Source organism: Terrabacter sp. GCM10028922 (assembly GCF_042666095.1).
Taxonomy (GTDB): domain Bacteria; phylum Actinomycetota; class Actinomycetes; order Actinomycetales; family Dermatophilaceae; genus Terrabacter.
The window spans coordinates 450666-465758 of sequence record NZ_JBHTFG010000023.1; the positions used below are offsets into that span (position 1 = coordinate 450666).

Below are 15093 nucleotides of genomic sequence, written 5' to 3' on the forward strand. Positions count from 1 at the left end.
CTTTGATGAGCAATCCGACCTTCAGGCCGAAGTACGTCTCGTTCGACTGCTACGGCACCTTGATCAGCTGGCCAATGACGCCCATCACCAAGGAGCTGGTCGGGGACCAGGTTCCCGCGGAGCAGTGGGACCAGTTCGTGGCGGAGTTCCGCGGCTACCGCTACGACCAGGTGTGCGGTGAGTACTACCCGTACGAGCAGGTGCTGCAGGACTCCTTCGAGCGGGTCTGCCGCAAGTGGGGGATCGAGGCGGACCCGAACGCCGGCAAGCGTTTCGCCGAAGGCGTCAGGAGCTGGGGGCCGCACCCCGATGTGGTCGAGCCGCTGAAGAAGATGGGCGAGCACTACAAGCTGGTGATCCTCTCCAACGCCGACGACTCCTTCCTCGCCGAGAGCGTGCCGCGGCTGGAAGCGGACTTCCACGCCGTCTACACCGCCGAGCAGGCCGGCTACTACAAGCCCCGGTACGGCGCCTTCGAGTACATGCTCGAGAAGCTCGACGCCAAGCCGGAGGACTTCGTGCACGTGTCGTCGCACAGCCGCTATGACCCTCTGCCGATGCACGACATGGGCTTTCGCAACCTCGTGATGCTGGATCGCGGCTACGACCCGGTGCCGCCGGGCTACGGGATCGTGACGGTCAAGTCCCTGGACGAGCTCAACACGATGCTTGGCATCTGACCCGACGCTCTTCCGGTCGCGACCATGAGACGGGCGATCGGCGGTCCCTGTACTCCGTTGAGGCACGCTGGGACACCCGACAGTGCCGATAGACTATTGTTGACAATCTGCAATCCACGAGAGGTATGGCACATGTCTTACATCCACCAACCCGCGGCCGCCGTGACCGGTCCTCTGGAGCCGAGGGGCCAGCGGGCGGGCGCGGACACCGGCGACCCGCAGATCTCCTGGAGCGACGTGGACGCCCGGGACGATGTGCGGGTCGGTGTGTGGGAGGCCCAGCCGGGCGGGTGGCCGGTGGTGAACCGTCCGGACACCGAGACCTGCTACATCGTGAGCGGGCGTGCCACGATCACCGACGATGCCAGCGGCGAGAAGCAGGAGATCTCTGCGGGTGACGTGATCGTGTTTCCGAAGGGATGGTCCGGTCGCTGGGACGTCACCGAGACGATCCGGAAGGTCTACAGCATCGTGGTCCCGGCCACCGTCGGCTGAGCGGTCCTCTCAGGCTGCAACCGCGTGACACAGGTTCCGGAGCACTCGGACGCCCGCGGTGACCGTGGCGCCGTCAACCTCGTCGCTCCCGCCCTGGCCCGCGTACGCCGGACGTGCGCGGGCCGGGGCGTCCTCCTCCTTGGCGGCCCACCCGTCACTCCCCAGCAAAGGGCGTCCGCTCTTCGGCCACCCCCACGAACGCCGCGGCCGCCGGGCTGAGCCTGTGGGTCTGCCACACCAGCGCGACGTCAAACTGGTCCTCCACCGCCAGGCGCCGTACCTGCAGGCCCACGGCATCGGCGAGTGGGCGCCATGAGTCGGCGACCACGGCCTCCCCTACACCACTCAGCACGAGGGGCAGCAGGCCCTCGCGATGCTCGATCTCCACCACGATCCGACAGTCGGTGGCAGCAACGATCGCGTCGGCGACTCGCCGCATCCCTGTGCCCGGCTGACCGGCCACCAACGGCAGGCGCCGCAGGTCACTCATCTCGAGATCCTCGATGCCGCCCGGCAGCATCGCGTCATCGCGTGCGACCAGGACGAACGACTGGGTCTCCAGGGGCAGCCGCTCGAGGTCGGTCAAGGCTTCCGTCTGACCACGGGTTGCGACGACACCGACCTCGGCGACCCCCCGCCGCAAGGCCTCGCGCACGTCGTCGGGGCTGGGTGCGGCGCATCCGTCCACGGCGCCCAAGGGCCGGTCTGTGTTTCCGGCGCCAACCTCAACTCCGGGCAGCCCACGGAACTGGTGTTCCCTGCTCGAGATCAGACGGGCAGAACTCCTGCCGCCAACCACGACCACCGCAAGCACGGGGCTGGAATCCCGGCGTCAAGCTGTCGTGCAACATCTCGTGCAACATCTCGTGCAACGTCGCGCGGCGACTTGGGGTCGACGGGGGTCTGCCACGGTCAATCGCCGCCGCTTCGCGCCAGTCGTCCTTGATCGCCTGGGAACGACAGAACCGCAGGTCAGACGTGGTCTGACCTGCGGTTCCTTGTTGTGGCCAGGGGCGGGGTCGAACCGCCGACCTTCCGATTTTCAGTCGGACGCTCGTACCAACTGAGCTACCTGGCCGGGACAACGTCAGGAACTATAGCCGACCCCTCGGGCCATCTCACAAACCGCCCGTGGGTGGCGCCACGGACGGTTGTGCGAGATCGTGTCGACGTACGACGGGGTCGGCCGTTCGGGGGCCAGGGCTCGCATCCAGGCACCGACTCGCCAACCATCTGTCGACCGTGAAGGACTCGATGCCCTGCGTCGTGAGAGGATGCCGCGACCCAATCATCGATCCGCAGGAGAGCCCATGACCGACAAGGGATCTGAGCTGAGCGGGGACTGGGACTTCGACCCGGCCCACACCCGGATCGGGTTCTCGGCCAGGCACGCGATGGTCACGACCGTCCGCGGTTCGTTCAACGACCTGACAGGCCGGTTCTACGCCGACGTCGACGACATGTCGAAGTCGTACGCAGAGGTCACCCTCAAGACGGCGAGCGTCGACACGCGCAACCAGCAGCGTGACGATCACCTGCGCAGCGCCGACTTCTTCGACGCCGAGAAGTGGCCCGACATCCGCTTCGAGAGCACGCAGATCGAGGAGGTCGAGGAGAACGCCTACATGGTCTCCGGCAACCTCACGATCCGCGACGTCACCAAGCCCGTGACGATCCCGCTCGAGCTCATGGGGGTTCAGGCCGACGCGTTCGGGGCCCTGCGTGCCGGCTTCGAGGGCTCGCGCCGCATCAACCGCCGCGACTTCGGGCTGGAGTGGAACATGCCCCTCGACTCCGGCGGCGTCCTCGTGTCGGAGAAGATCTCGCTCGAGTTCGAGATCTCCGCGGTCAAGCGGGGGAGCGACCAGCCGGACCAGCAGAACGACGGCGAACAGGGCTGACGCCCGCCCTCCGGCGATTCCAGGTATGCCGTCGCGCCGGATCGCGACGCAGCACCTCGACCCCGCGCGCCGGAGGATGCCGAAGGCTCGAAATCCGCTGACCTGACAGGCCGGCCCGCGCACTGCGCGGGCCGGCCTTCGTCGTCGTCGCGAGCTGAAGGGCTTGACAAGTGTGACCGGCGGCGGGCACAGTTCTGAACTGTAAACGTTTACAGTTTGAAGGAGGCGAGGATGTCGCGTCGCGTGACCGTGACCGAGGTGGCCCAGCGGGCGGGGGTCTCCGTGGCCTCCGTGTCCCGCGTCCTCAACGGCATCGCGGCCCGCCCCGACACCGAGGACCGCGTGCGCCGTGCCGCCGAGGAGCTCGGCTACGTCCCCGACGCCGCGGCGAAGGCACTCAAGCTCGGCCGCCCGCTCCAGCTGGCGATCGCCGTCGACGACATCGCGAACCCCGTCTACGCCCTCATGATGCACGGCGTGGAGGCCGGCCTCCTCGGCTCCGGGTCCCGCCTGCTCGTGTCGTCGACCGGCCGCCGGCCAGCGGACCTGCTCGAGCTCGTCGAGGGGATGTCGCGCGGCTACGCCGACGGACTCATCATCAGCCCGCTGCGCCGCACGCCCGAGCTCATCGACGCGTTGGCGCAGGCGCCGGTCCCCGTCGTCGTCATCGGTGACATCGGCGACGACGAGCGGCTCGACCAGGTCCGCACGGACTCGGGCCTCGGCGTCTCCCTGGCCTACGACCACCTCGTCGAGTCCGGTCGCTCACGCATCGCCTTCGTCAACGGTCCTCGAGACACCACGCCGGGCCGGTCCCGATCAGCCGGGTTCGTCGGGGCTGCGGAGCGGCACCGCCGCGAGGTGCTCGTCGTCGAGGCCGAGGACTTCACGGTCGAGGCGGGCGAGGCCGCCTGGCCAGAGGTCGCGGGCACCTCCGGTCGGCGCGTCGACGCCGTCATCGCGGCCAACGACCTTGTCGCCCTGGGGCTCGCACGTGCCGCCCTCGACGCGGGACGGTCCATCCCACGGGCCCTCGCTGTCGTCGGGGTCGACGACATCGGCATGGCCTCGATCTTCCGGCCGAGTCTCACGAGCGTGTCGCTGGGCGCCCACGAGCGCGGCCGGCTCGCCGCCGAGCTGCTGCTGCGGCGAATGGAGCACCCGGGCGCGCCCGTCGAGACGCGCTTCGTCTCCCCGCAGCTCGTCGTCCGGGAGTCCACGGCGACTCCCTCCACCCCGTCCACCACGACGAAAGGCGACGCATGACCATCACGTCCGCAGTCGCACCCTCTCCCACGACGCAGGACCGCCGGCCCCGCCGTGGTCGCCAGGACCGCTCGAGCCAGCAGCGTCGCGAGGCGATCGCGCTCGTCTTCCCGTCGCTCGTGCCCATCGTCATCTTCAGCGTCCTGCCGCTGCTCCAGGGAGTCTGGTACGCGTTCACCGACGCGACCCTGCGACGCAACGACACCGCCGACTTCGTCGGCGTCGACAACTTCACGCGTCTCGCGGGGGACTCCTTCTTCTGGAGCTCCTTCCGCATCGGCCTCATCTGGGCGGTGTCCGTCACGCTCCTGCAGCTCGTGGCCTCTCTGGGGCTGGCCCTGCTGCTCAACTCGGACCTTCGGTTTCGTTCTCTCACAAGGCTTCTGGCACTCATTCCGTGGGCCATGCCGCCTGTCGTCGTCGCAATCATGTGGACGATGATCTACACGCCCAACGGTGGGCCACTCAACGCGGCCCTGGGCGCGGTGGGACTGCCGAGCGGCATCAACTGGCTCGGTGACTTCAACACCGCCCTGCCGGCCGTCATCGTCGTCGGGGTCTGGATCGGTATGCCGCAGACCACCGTGACGCTCCTCGCCGGGCTCCAGCAGATCCCCACCGAGCTGAGCGAGGCCGCCGCCGTCGACGGCGCCTCCGCCTGGCAGCGCTTCCGCAACGTGACGCTGCCGAGCCTGCGCCCCATCGTCGTGTCGATCACGTCGCTGAACTTCATCTGGAACTTCAACAGCTTCGGCCTCGTGTACGTCATGACCGAGGGCGGTCCCGGAGGCAAGACGATGCTGCCGATGCTCTTCACCTACCTCGAGGCGTTCAAGAACCGCAACATCGGCTACGCCGCGGCGATGGGTGTCGTGCTCGTCATCGTGGTCGTGCTCATCCTGGCCGGCTTCCTGCGGACGCAGTTCCGGAAGGAGACCGCATGAACCGCACCTCGACCCCCGTCAAGACGCTCCAGTACCTCGCCCTGGCGGCATACATCCTCTTCCTCGGATTCCCGCTGCTGTGGCTCGTCTCGGCCTCCATCAAGTCGTCGCAGGAGCTGGCCGCGCTCGACATGAGCCTGCTGCCGAAGCAGCTCCACTGGGACAACTACGCCGTCGCGCTGCAGAAGCAGGGGCTGACGCGGTCCGCTGTCAACAGCCTCGTCGTGTCGCTGCTGTCGATGGTGTTCGTCGTGCTGCTCTCGATGCCGGCGGCGTACGCGCTCGCCCGCTTCAAGGGGCGGCTGCGCGCCGTGGGGGTCGGCTGGATCCTCGTGAGCCAGGTCTTCCCGGTCATCCTCATCATCATCCCGCTCTTCATCATCCTGAGGGACGTCCGCCTCGTCGACACCCTCATGGGGCTCGTGCTGGTCTACACGACCTTCACGATGCCGTTCGCGCTGTGGATGCTGCAGGGGTTCGTCGCGGCGATCCCGACCGACCTGGAGGAGGCCGCCGCCATCGACGGCGCGAGCCGCTTCCAGACCTTGCGCCGCATCGTCTTCCCGCTGCTCATGCCGGGCATCGTCGCGACCGCCATGTTCGCCTTCGTCGCGGCGTGGAACGAGTTCTTCTTCGCCCTGGTGCTCATCCAGTCGCCCGAGAACTACACCCTCCCGGTCGCGCTCAAGATGTTCGTCGGCGGCGAGGGAAAGGTGGCCCTCGGACCGCTGGCCGCCGGCGCCGTCCTTGCGACCATCCCCAGCCTCGTCGTCTTCTCCATCCTCCAGCGCCGCCTCACCGGTGGCCTGCTCGCAGGCTCCGTCAAGGGCTGACCCGCCTCACCACCTCGCCGTCTCTCGTCACCACCCACCCCGCACCACGTCCCACACGCAAAGGAGCACACCATGGGAACCCGTCGTCTCGCACTCGCAGGAGCGGCCCTCACCGCCGCCCTGCTCGCCGCCTGCTCGCAAGGATCCGCCACCAACCCCGACGCGGGGTCCGGCGGAACCGGTGGGGGCGCCTCCGTCACCCTGAAGTTCCAGTCGCTGCAGGACCAGCCCGCAGCCGTCGAGGCCGTCAAGGGCATCGTCGACTCGTGGAACAGCGCCCACCCCGAGGCCAAGGTCGAGCTGATCCAGGCCGGCTGGGACGGCATCTACGACAAGCTCGTCACGCAGTTCAATGGCAACGCGGCGCCGGACATCATCCACTACGAGGCCGCGAGCATCGTCCCGTTCGCCCGCGACGGCTACCTCGCCGATCTCACCTCCAAGGTCCCGGCCGACCTCAAGAGCGACATCTCCGACGGCATCTGGAAGTCGGTCACGGTCGACAACAAGGTCATCGCCATGCCGACCGAGCTGCAGACGTACGTCGTGTTCGCCAACAAGAAGCTCCTCGAGGCCTCCGGCGCCACGATCCCGACCGGCGACTCCATGACGCTCGAGCAGTTCCGCGCGCTCGCCAAGGCCACGACCAAGGACGGCCAGTTCGGCCTCGCGTGGGGCCTCAAGAGCCCGACGGCCACCTTCATGAGCCTCGCTCTCACCTCCGGCGGCACCTTCTTCACGGGCACCGGCAAGGAGGCCAAGATCAACGTCGGCGCAGGCGAGCTCGCGGTGCCGAAGCTCGTCAAGGACATGGCCTACACCGACAAGAGCATCGACCCGGTCTCCCTGACGCAGTCCGGGTCGCAGGCCCTCGCGTCCTTCTACGCCGGCAAGGCCGCAATGACCGTCCAGGGCTCGTTCCAGGCCGCCAACATCAAGAAGGACGCACCCGCAGGCCTCGACTGGGTCGAGCTGCCGCCGCTCGCGGGCTCGCAGGGGACCGCCCAGGCCGCGAACCCGCAGACGCTGTCGGTCAACGCCGACTCGCCGAACGCCGACAAGGCCGCGGAGTTCGTCGCCTACTTCGCGAACGCCGAGAACACCGCCAAGCTCAACCAGGCGGACGCCCTCATCCCCGCCTCGAAGAAGGCCCAGGACCTGATCCTCTCCTCGACCGGGGGCAAGGACGGCTGGGACATGACGATGAAGTCGGCACAGGGCCTGACCGGCGCACCCTTCCTCGCCGTGGACGCGTACACGCAGTGGAAGGACACCATCGCCACGCCGAGCTTCCAGAAGTACCTCGCCAACCAGATCGACGACGCGGGGCTCACGCAGGCGCTGACCGAGGGCTTCACCCAGGTGAACCGCTGAACCGCTGATCCGTGGGGCGGCGGCGAGCCGGCGCCCCACGGCACGGAACCGCTACGACACGAAGGACATTCACGTGAACGACTTGAGGCGGCGCATCCACGGCGTCATCACCGGCGCGGCCGTCGGCGACGCGCTCGGCGGTGCGACGGAGGGCTACACGCCGGAGCAGATCCAGGAGCGGCACGGCGGCCGGGTCACCGGTATCGTGCCGCCCTGGGCGGCGGAGGAGTGGGCCACGGCACGGCCGATCGCGCCGTACCACAAGGGCGACGGCCACATCACCGACGACACCCTCATGACGAGGGCGCTCATCGACACGTATGCCGCCCGCCCACGTCACCTCGACGCGTACGCCGTCGCCGAGGAGTTCGTGCCGCGACTCATCAACGAGCCGACGTGGATCCCGGAGCTCGAGCGCGAGGCGATCCTCCTCCAACGGATCTTCCTCGCCGAGAAGTGGATCGTGGCCCGGCTGCACTACGGGCACGTGGACCCGCGCGAGGCCGGCGTCGGCAACATCGTCAACTGCGGGGCCGCGATGTACATGGCGCCGGTCGGGGTCGTCAACGCCGGCGACCCGAGGGGCGCGTATGCCGAGGCGATCGACCTCGCCGCACCGCACCAGTCGAGCTACGGACGCGAGGCGGCTGGGGTGTTCGCGGCCGCTGTCGCGGCCTCCCTGGCTCCCGGCGCCGATGCGGCGGGCGTCGTGGAGGCCTGCCTGGACGTGGCCCACGACGGCACCCGTTCGGCCATCGAGGCGGTGGTCAAGGCGGCCGGCTCGGTGCCTGCGGACGACCCCGACGTGCTGGCAACCGCGCTGCGGGCCGCTGTCGAGCCGTATGACACGGTCGGTGCCGACTACCGGCAGCCGGCAGCCGACGCCCGGCGTCCCTCGCGGACGAAGTCCATCGAGGAGCTGCCCGTGGCGATCGGCTTCGTCGTGGCCCACGACGGCGACTTCTCAGCAGCGGTCCTCGGGGCGGTCAACTACGGACGCGACTCCGACTCGATCGCGACGATGGCGGGAGCGGTCTGTGGCGGCCTCGGTGGCGCGGACGTCGTACCCGCGGACTGGCTGACCACCGTCGAGACCAACAGCCGCATGGACGTCCGGGCCTCGGCGGACCGTCTCGCTGACGTGGCCGAGCGCGTGCTCGCCGCCGACCGCGAGAGGCTCCTGGCCCGCGCCGGCCAGATCGACGGCCTGCTGGGCACCGCATGAGGCTCACCTGGGTGCAGCCCGAGGACCTGCTGCTCCACGCGTTCGTGCAGGCTCGTGCCGAGGGGGCCGACGTCGATGACCTCGAACGACGGTGGACCGGCGCCGGTGGTTCGCTCACCGTCCCGGTCAGTGGCGCGGCCGACCAGCCGGCGACACCAGAGCTGCGGGCACTCGCGGCCGAGCTCCTCGGGGCCGTCGACGAGGCTGCGCCGCCGGCGCCCTTCCATCTCGCGGCTGCGCTCGACCGGGCCGGACGCGCCGACCGTCGCGATCGCCGTGACGGCGCCGTCCTGGCCGACAAGGTGCACGGCGGCTGGCTCGGGCGGTCGGCGGGCTGCCTCCTCGGCAAGCCCGTCGAGAAGATCCCGCGCGCCGGCATCGAGGAGATCCTGCGCGACACGGGTCGGTGGCCGCTCGACGACTGGTTCACGGCGCAGGGCCTGGGCGCCGACGTCGCTGCCCGGTGGCCGTGGAACCGTCGCAGCGCCCCGACGAGCCTCGCAGAGAACATCGAGGGCATGCCGGAGGACGACGACCTCAACTTCGCCGTCCTCGCGCTCCGCCTCCTGGAGGCGCACGGCGACGAACTCACGACGGACGACGTCGCGCAGGCCTGGCTCGACAACCTCCCCGGAGGCCGCGTCTTCACGGCCGAACGCGTCGCCTACCGCAACCTGCTCGAGGGCGTCGCCCCCGACCGGGCAGCCCTCGTGCGCAACCCTTTCCGCGAGTGGATCGGGGCGCTCATCCGCGCCGACGTCCACGGCTGGGCCCATCCCGGTGACGTGTCGGGGGCGATCCGCTCGATGTGGACCGACGCTCGCCTGAGCCACACCGGCGCGGGCGTCGAGGGTGCCCTGTGGGCGGCCGTTCTGGCGTCGCTGGCCGTGGCCGGTGACGACGTCCAGGCCGTGCTCGACGACGCATCCACCGTGCTGGAGCCCGGTGGCGTGCTCCAGGTGGCCGTTCACCGCGGCACCGACCTCGGCCGATCCGAGCTCACCGACGACGAGGCGCTCGACGCGCTGCACGCGGACTTCGGCCACCTCCACTGGGTGCACGTGGCCAACAACGCCGCGACCATCGCCTTCGCCCTCGCGCGCGGGGACGGGGACCTCGGCCGCAGCATCTGCCTCGCCGTGACGGCCGGTTGGGACACCGACTCGGCCGGCGCGACCGTCGGAGGCGTCGTCGGTGCCGTCCTGGGCGCCGATGCCCTTCCGAAGCGGTGGATCTCGCCGCTCCAAGACAAGCTCTCGACGAGCCTCCCCGGTCCGGCCGAGCTCTCCCTGTCCGCGCTGGCGACAGCCACCGTCAAGCTGTCTGAGGGTGCCCGATGAGCGGCTCCGTCGTCGTTGTCGGGAGCGTCAACCTCGACGTATCGGTGACCGTCGACCGACTGCCGGCACCCGGCGAGACTCTCCTCGGTGGCACCGTGCGGCGCAGTGGCGGGGGCAAGGGTGCCAACCAGGCCGTTGCCGCGGCTCGTGCCGGCAGCGCCCGCACCGCCATGGTCGGAGCCGTGGGTGACGACCCCGAGGGCGCCGCGCTCCGAGCTTCGCTCGAGTCGGACGGCATCGACTGCTCCTGCCTGAGGACCTCGGCGGCGCCCACCGGGACCGCCCTCATCACCGTCGACCGGTCGGGCGAGAACACCATCGTCGTCGCAGCCGGTGCGAACGACGACGTGCGTCTGGACGAGGCGTCCACGGCGCTCGTGCGGTCCGCCGACGTCGTGCTGGCGCAGCTCGAGATCCCGCAGCAGACCGTCCTGGCCGCAGCTCGTGCCCGACGAGCCGGCGCGATCCTCGTGCTCAACGCGGCGCCGTATGCCGCCGTCGACCCCGAGCTGCTCGCCGCGGTCGACCTGCTCGTCGTCAACGAGCACGAGGCCCTCGGGCTGAGTGCCGCGTCGACCGTCGACGAGGCAGTGCCGGCCCTGCTCGCGTCGGTCCCCGCTGTCCTCGTGACGCTCGGGGCTGCAGGTGCCCGACTCGACCGGCGAGGTGGTGCGACGACCGTTGTCCCCGCGCCCCGGGTCGAGGCCGTCGACACGACCGGCGCGGGCGACACCTTCTGCGGTGTCCTCGGAGCCGCCATCGCTCGCGGCGACGACGACCTGACGGCACTGCGCCACGCAGCGGCTGCGGCCTCGGTCGCCGTCGAGGGCAAGGGCGCTCAGGACGCCGTGCCGAGCGCCGCGCAGGCCCGCGAGCGCGCCCTGGCGGCATACGGACTCGGAGAGGCGGACCTCCGTGGATGACGCGCTCGACCCGCTCGTCCCCAGACCGCTCGACCGTCCGCGCGCTGTGCCGCTCGACGGCGACGCCGACCTGTCCGTCCTCGACACCGGCAAGATCCTCGCGGCGCCGGACGACCCCGCAGACTGGCCACGGTGGCGCGAGCAGCTGACGCGCTGGCGCACGGAGGCACGGGCGAGGCTCGACCACGACGACAGGCTCTACCGTCGCGACGACCTGCGTTGGGCCAGAGGGTGTTTCGTCGTGTCGCAGGTGTGGCTGTGGGACGAGCTGCTCTATGACTTCCAGACCCACACGTTCACGCCCGAGCGCCTCCTGGCCGACGCGCGTGAGAGGTTCGGCGGGTTCGACGGCATCGTGCTGTGGCACGCCTACCCCGTCATCGGCATCGACGAGCGCAACCAGTGGGACTTCTACCGGTCCGTCCCGGGCCTCGACCGTCTCGTCGCCGACCTGCACTCGGCGGGCGTCCGCGTCTTCGTCGACTACAACCCGTGGGACGTCGGGACGCGCCGGTCGGGTGACGACGCCAGCGAGCTCGCCTCGCTCGTGGCTGATCTCGACATCGACGGGGTCTTCCTCGACACGCTCAAGGAGGGTGGCGGCGAGCTGCTCGCGCGCCTCGACGCCGCCCGCCGGGGGGTCGCCGTCGAGGGGGAGTCGACGCTCGCCCTGGGCAGGCTCGTCGACCACCCGCTCTCGTGGGCTCAGTGGTTCGCCGACTCACCCGCGCCTGGAGTGATCCGGTCGCGATGGTTCGAGCAGCGCCACCAGATGCACCACGTGCGCCGGTGGAACCGCGACCATGCCGAGGAGCTCCAGTCCGCGTGGCTCAACGGGGTCGGCGTCATGGTGTGGGAGGTCGTGTTCGGCGTCTGGGTGGGGTGGAACCCCCGCGACGCCGAGACCCTGCGCCGGATGACGCGCACCCAGCGAGCCCTCGTCGACGTGTTGACGGAAGGGGAGTGGACCCCACTCGTCGACCTCGGCGAATCTGCTGCAGCCGCAGGTGTCTTCGCAGCCCGCTACGACCACGGCTCCGGCACGTTCCTGCCTCTCGTCAACCGCAGCGAGGCGGACGCCACCGTGTCGCTCACGGGAGCGGAGGGCCTCGTCGCCCACGACGTGTGGTCGGGTGTCCGCTTGGGCACCGGCGACGTCCGGGTGCGCGTGCCGGCCCGCGGAGTCGGTGGGGTGTGGTGGGCCGCCGACGGCGCCGACACCTCGTGGCTGCCGACCGACGAGCCGGCCGAGCCGCCCGCGCGGTTCGGCCACCGGCTCTCGCGACGGGTCGTGCCGGCCACGCGGAGCCGCGCCACGCCACCGGCGGACGTCCCTGTCGCGATCGTCGACCCGGGTCGCCATGTCGTCACGGTGCGTTACCGGTGTCGCGAGACGGGACTGTACGACGAGGCGCCCTTCGTCGACGAGTGGAAGCCGCTCCCTCCGCGCCTGCACGACCTGCGCACGGTCGACCGCGTCGTCGACCTGCCGGCGCCCGTCGCCGTCGCGCGCGCCGAGGTGTCGGAGCGCGAGTACGCGGACTTCGTCGCGGCGACCGGTCATGCGCCTGCCGTGCCGGGCGGGCGGCCGCCGGCGTGGGCACGACGCCCCGCGGCAGAGAGCGACCCACGCCGTCCCGTGACCGAGGTCGACCTCGCCGACGCGAGGGCGTATGCCGCGTGGCTGGGAGCGCGCCTGCCCACCGAGGACGAGTGGCAGCTCGCCGGCGAGGGCCAGGGGCTGGACCGGCTCGGTCCCGAGGTCTGGAACCTCACGGAGAGCGAACGCAGCGACGGCCGTACCCGATACGCCATCCTCAAGGGAGGATCGGACCACGAGTCCCACGGCTCCGACTGGTACTTCGACGGAGGCGTCCGCGCACCGGACTTCTCGGCGAAGTACCTTCTCCCCGGCCTCGGGGGCGGGCGCTCGACGAGCGTCGGCTTCCGGGTGGCGTGGGACCTGACCGAGGAAGGCACCCCATGACCGAGCCACGTGCCGAGCCGGTGCCAGGCACCGAGCCGGCTGCCGGCGCACTGGCCGACCTGCGCGTCGTCGACGCCTCGACACTCTTCGCCGGCCCGATGACGGCCATGCACCTGGGCGACCTGGGCGCGGAGGTCGTCAAGGTGGAGCACCCACGCCGGCCGGACCCGGCGCGGGGCCACGGTCCGGAGAAGGATGGTCACAACCTCTGGTTCAAGACGCTCGGACGCAACAAGCGGATGGTCCAGCTGGACCTCTCGTCCGAGGGCGGCGCGGCTGCGTTCCGACGCCTCGCCGCCACGGCCGACGTCGTCGTCGAGAACTTCCGGCCCGACACGCTCGAACGCTGGGGCCTCGGCTACGGCGAGCTGTCCGCCGAGAACCCCGGCCTCGTCCTCGCCCGGGTCACCGGCTTCGGACAGGTCGGGCCCTACCGGCGCCGCCCGGGGTTCGGCACGCTCGCCGAGGCGATGAGCGGCTTCGCGGCGTCGAGTGGCGAGCCCGGGGGGCCGCCGATGCTGCCTCCGTTCGGCCTGGCCGACGGGATCGCCTCGCTGGCAACCGCTTTCGCTGTCATGAGTGCCCTGCACCAGCGCGAGACGACCGGCCGCGGTCAGGTCGTCGACGTCGCCATCGTCGAGCCGATCATGGCCATGCTCGGGCCACAGATCTCGCGCTGGGACCAGCTGGGCACCGTCCAACCCCGTCAGGGCAACCGGTCGAGCAACAACGCGCCGCGCAACATCTACGAGACGAGTGACGGCCACTGGGTCGCGGTCTCGACGAGCGCCCAGACCATCGCGGAACGGGTGGTCCGGCTCGTGGGACGTGCTGACCTCGTCGCCGCGCCGTGGTTCGGCTCGGGCCGCTCGCGCGCCGAGCACGCCGACGAGCTGGACGCCGCGGTCGGGGGCTGGATCGCACGACACACCCGTGACGAGGTCGTGGAGCAGTTCGAGCGCGCCGAGGCGGCCGTCGCACCGATCTACACGGCGGAGGACATCGTCGCCGACCCGCAGCTCGAGGCGATCGGCACCATCCGCCGCGTGCCCGACCCCGAGCTCGGTGAGCTCGCGATGCAGGGTGCGCTCTTCCGCATGTCGGAGGGGGACGCGCCGACGCGCTGGACCGGACGGGCTGCCGGCGCGGACACGGCCGCAGTGCTGGCCGAGCTCGGATACGACGCCGAGGAGATCGCCCGCCTGGGCGCGTCCGGTGCCGCCGCCGGCCCGGGGGTGGACTCGTGACGCCACCCGTCCCGGCCGCAGGGCCTTCGCTGCGCTCGCCACTCACGTGGCTCTACGTGCCCGGCGACCGGGAGGACCGCATCCCCAAGGCCTTCGCGTCCGGGGCCGACGTCGTCGTCATCGACCTCGAAGACGCCGTGGCACCGGGCGGCAAGGACGCCGCCCGCCGTGCTGCCGAACATGCGGCTGCCGGCTCGAGCACGCCGTGCCAGGTCCGGGTCAACGCGTTCGGCAGCCCATGGGCCGAGGCGGACCTCGCCATGGTCGCCGGTCTCCCTCGGCACGTCGGGGTCCGGGTGCCCAAGTGCGAGCAGCCCGCGGACGTCGTTCGCGTCGCCGAGGCGGTCGGTCCGCGACCGCTGCACCTGCTCGTCGAGTCGGCCCGCGGTGTCGAGGCGGCCCACGAGCTGGCGTGCGCACACGAACAGGTGGCCACGATCGGGCTCGGTGAGGCGGACCTCCGCGCCGACCTCGGCGTCACCGACGAACGCGGTCTCCTCTTCGCTCGGTCCAGGGTCGTCGTCGCGGCGGCCGCGGCCGGCCTGGAGCCGCCTTCGATGTCGGTCTTCACGGACGTGCGCGACCTCGATGCGTTGCGCCAGTCGTGCATCGAGGGTCGCCTGCTCGGGCTCGTCGGCCGAGCCGCGATCCATCCGGTCCAGCTCACGGTCATCGAGGACGTCTTCGTGCCGAGCCCTGCCGAGATCGCGCGGGCCCGCGAGGTCGTCGAGGCCGCGGCCGCGGGCGCGGCGACGGGGCGCGGTGCGGTCGCGCTCGCGGACGGGCGGTTCGTCGACGAGGCGGTCGTCCGGCAGGCCCGTCGGCTCCTCGCCCGGGCCGGCATCAGCTCCTGACAGCCGATCGCCCCGCCGACTGGT

14 protein-coding genes and 1 tRNA gene are annotated in these 15093 nt (G+C 70.8%); 13 read left to right on the forward strand and 2 right to left on the reverse strand.

Features of this window, described 5'->3' with window-relative positions:
* Positions 1 to 5: 5 nt before the first annotated feature.
* Together ACFQU3_RS18930 and ACFQU3_RS18935 are read left to right on the forward strand one after the other, a co-directional pair.
* Positions 6 to 680 (forward strand): haloacid dehalogenase type II, encoded by a 675-nt coding sequence (locus ACFQU3_RS18930; RefSeq protein ID WP_385912615.1) that lies wholly within the window; start codon positions 6 to 8, stop codon positions 678 to 680.
* Between the two features lie 132 nt (positions 681 to 812).
* Positions 813 to 1175 (forward strand): cupin domain-containing protein, encoded by a 363-nt coding sequence (locus ACFQU3_RS18935; RefSeq protein WP_385912617.1) that lies wholly within the window; start codon positions 813 to 815, stop codon positions 1173 to 1175.
* Between the two features lie 154 nt (positions 1176 to 1329).
* Here ACFQU3_RS18935 and ACFQU3_RS18940 read toward each other — a convergent pair whose 3' ends face one another.
* Positions 1330 to 1863 (reverse strand): LysR family transcriptional regulator substrate-binding protein, encoded by a 534-nt coding sequence (locus ACFQU3_RS18940; protein ID WP_385912741.1) that lies wholly within the window; start codon positions 1861 to 1863, stop codon positions 1330 to 1332.
* Between the two features lie 316 nt (positions 1864 to 2179).
* Positions 2180 to 2253, reverse strand: a tRNA-Phe gene (locus ACFQU3_RS18945).
* A gap of 232 nt (positions 2254 to 2485) precedes the next feature.
* On the opposite strand from ACFQU3_RS18945, the gene ACFQU3_RS18950 reads away from it, so the two are divergent.
* The 11 genes from ACFQU3_RS18950 (at position 2486) to ACFQU3_RS19000 (ending at position 15069) form a co-directional block, all read left to right on the forward strand.
* Positions 2486 to 3076: a YceI family protein gene (locus ACFQU3_RS18950; protein WP_385912619.1), complete on the forward strand. Its 591-nt coding sequence runs from the start codon at positions 2486 to 2488 to the stop codon at positions 3074 to 3076.
* Between the two features lie 216 nt (positions 3077 to 3292).
* Positions 3293 to 4342: a LacI family DNA-binding transcriptional regulator gene (locus tag ACFQU3_RS18955; RefSeq protein WP_385912621.1), complete on the forward strand. Its 1050-nt coding sequence runs from the start codon at positions 3293 to 3295 to the stop codon at positions 4340 to 4342.
* On the forward strand, positions 4339 to 5286 hold the full coding sequence (locus ACFQU3_RS18960) for a carbohydrate ABC transporter permease (protein ID WP_385912622.1): 948 nt from the start codon (positions 4339 to 4341) through the stop codon (positions 5284 to 5286). Before ACFQU3_RS18955 ends, ACFQU3_RS18960 begins: the two co-directional genes overlap by 4 nt.
* Positions 5283 to 6119 (forward strand): carbohydrate ABC transporter permease, encoded by an 837-nt coding sequence (locus tag ACFQU3_RS18965; RefSeq protein WP_385912624.1) that lies wholly within the window; start codon positions 5283 to 5285, stop codon positions 6117 to 6119. Before ACFQU3_RS18960 ends, ACFQU3_RS18965 begins: the two co-directional genes overlap by 4 nt.
* Positions 6120 to 6191: 72 nt before the next feature.
* On the forward strand, positions 6192 to 7493 hold the full coding sequence (locus ACFQU3_RS18970; protein ID WP_385912626.1) for an ABC transporter substrate-binding protein: 1302 nt from the start codon (positions 6192 to 6194) through the stop codon (positions 7491 to 7493).
* A gap of 73 nt (positions 7494 to 7566) precedes the next feature.
* Positions 7567 to 8718 (forward strand): ADP-ribosylglycohydrolase family protein, encoded by a 1152-nt coding sequence (locus ACFQU3_RS18975; protein ID WP_385912628.1) that lies wholly within the window; start codon positions 7567 to 7569, stop codon positions 8716 to 8718.
* Positions 8715 to 10058 carry an ADP-ribosylglycohydrolase family protein gene (locus ACFQU3_RS18980; RefSeq protein WP_385912630.1) on the forward strand — a complete coding sequence of 448 codons (1344 nt, stop codon included), beginning with the start codon at positions 8715 to 8717 and terminating at the stop codon, positions 10056 to 10058. Before ACFQU3_RS18975 ends, ACFQU3_RS18980 begins: the two co-directional genes overlap by 4 nt.
* Positions 10055 to 10981 (forward strand): ribokinase, encoded by a 927-nt coding sequence (locus ACFQU3_RS18985; RefSeq protein ID WP_385912632.1) that lies wholly within the window; start codon positions 10055 to 10057, stop codon positions 10979 to 10981. Before ACFQU3_RS18980 ends, ACFQU3_RS18985 begins: the two co-directional genes overlap by 4 nt.
* On the forward strand, positions 10974 to 12968 hold the full coding sequence (locus ACFQU3_RS18990) for an SUMF1/EgtB/PvdO family nonheme iron enzyme (protein WP_385912634.1): 1995 nt from the start codon (positions 10974 to 10976) through the stop codon (positions 12966 to 12968). The genes ACFQU3_RS18985 and ACFQU3_RS18990 overlap by 8 nt, the downstream gene beginning before the upstream one ends.
* On the forward strand, positions 12965 to 14215 hold the full coding sequence (locus tag ACFQU3_RS18995) for a CaiB/BaiF CoA transferase family protein (protein WP_385912636.1): 1251 nt from the start codon (positions 12965 to 12967) through the stop codon (positions 14213 to 14215). The genes ACFQU3_RS18990 and ACFQU3_RS18995 overlap by 4 nt, the downstream gene beginning before the upstream one ends.
* Entirely contained in the window at positions 14212 to 15069 is an 858-nt protein-coding gene (locus tag ACFQU3_RS19000; RefSeq protein WP_385912638.1) for an HpcH/HpaI aldolase/citrate lyase family protein, read from the forward strand. Before ACFQU3_RS18995 ends, ACFQU3_RS19000 begins: the two co-directional genes overlap by 4 nt.
* Positions 15070 to 15093: the final 24 nt, after the last annotated feature.

Excerpts from the sequence above, each read along its gene's own strand:
- ACFQU3_RS18985 (WP_385912632.1), top strand. The coding sequence starts at position 10,055 with ATGAGCGGCTCCGTCGTCGTTGTCGGGAGCGTCAACCTCGACGTATCG.
- ACFQU3_RS18980 (WP_385912630.1), top strand. The coding sequence starts at position 8,715 with ATGAGGCTCACCTGGGTGCAGCCCGAGGACCTGCTGCTCCACGCGTTC.
- ACFQU3_RS18995 (WP_385912636.1), top strand. The coding sequence starts at position 12,965 with ATGACCGAGCCACGTGCCGAGCCGGTGCCAGGCACCGAGCCGGCTGCC.
- ACFQU3_RS18935 (WP_385912617.1), top strand. The coding sequence starts at position 813 with ATGTCTTACATCCACCAACCCGCGGCCGCCGTGACCGGTCCTCTGGAG.
- ACFQU3_RS18965 (WP_385912624.1), top strand. The coding sequence starts at position 5,283 with ATGAACCGCACCTCGACCCCCGTCAAGACGCTCCAGTACCTCGCCCTG.
- ACFQU3_RS18960 (WP_385912622.1), top strand. The coding sequence starts at position 4,339 with ATGACCATCACGTCCGCAGTCGCACCCTCTCCCACGACGCAGGACCGC.
- ACFQU3_RS18930 (WP_385912615.1), top strand. The coding sequence starts at position 6 with ATGAGCAATCCGACCTTCAGGCCGAAGTACGTCTCGTTCGACTGCTAC.
- ACFQU3_RS18950 (WP_385912619.1), top strand. The coding sequence starts at position 2,486 with ATGACCGACAAGGGATCTGAGCTGAGCGGGGACTGGGACTTCGACCCG.
- ACFQU3_RS18970 (WP_385912626.1), top strand. The coding sequence starts at position 6,192 with ATGGGAACCCGTCGTCTCGCACTCGCAGGAGCGGCCCTCACCGCCGCC.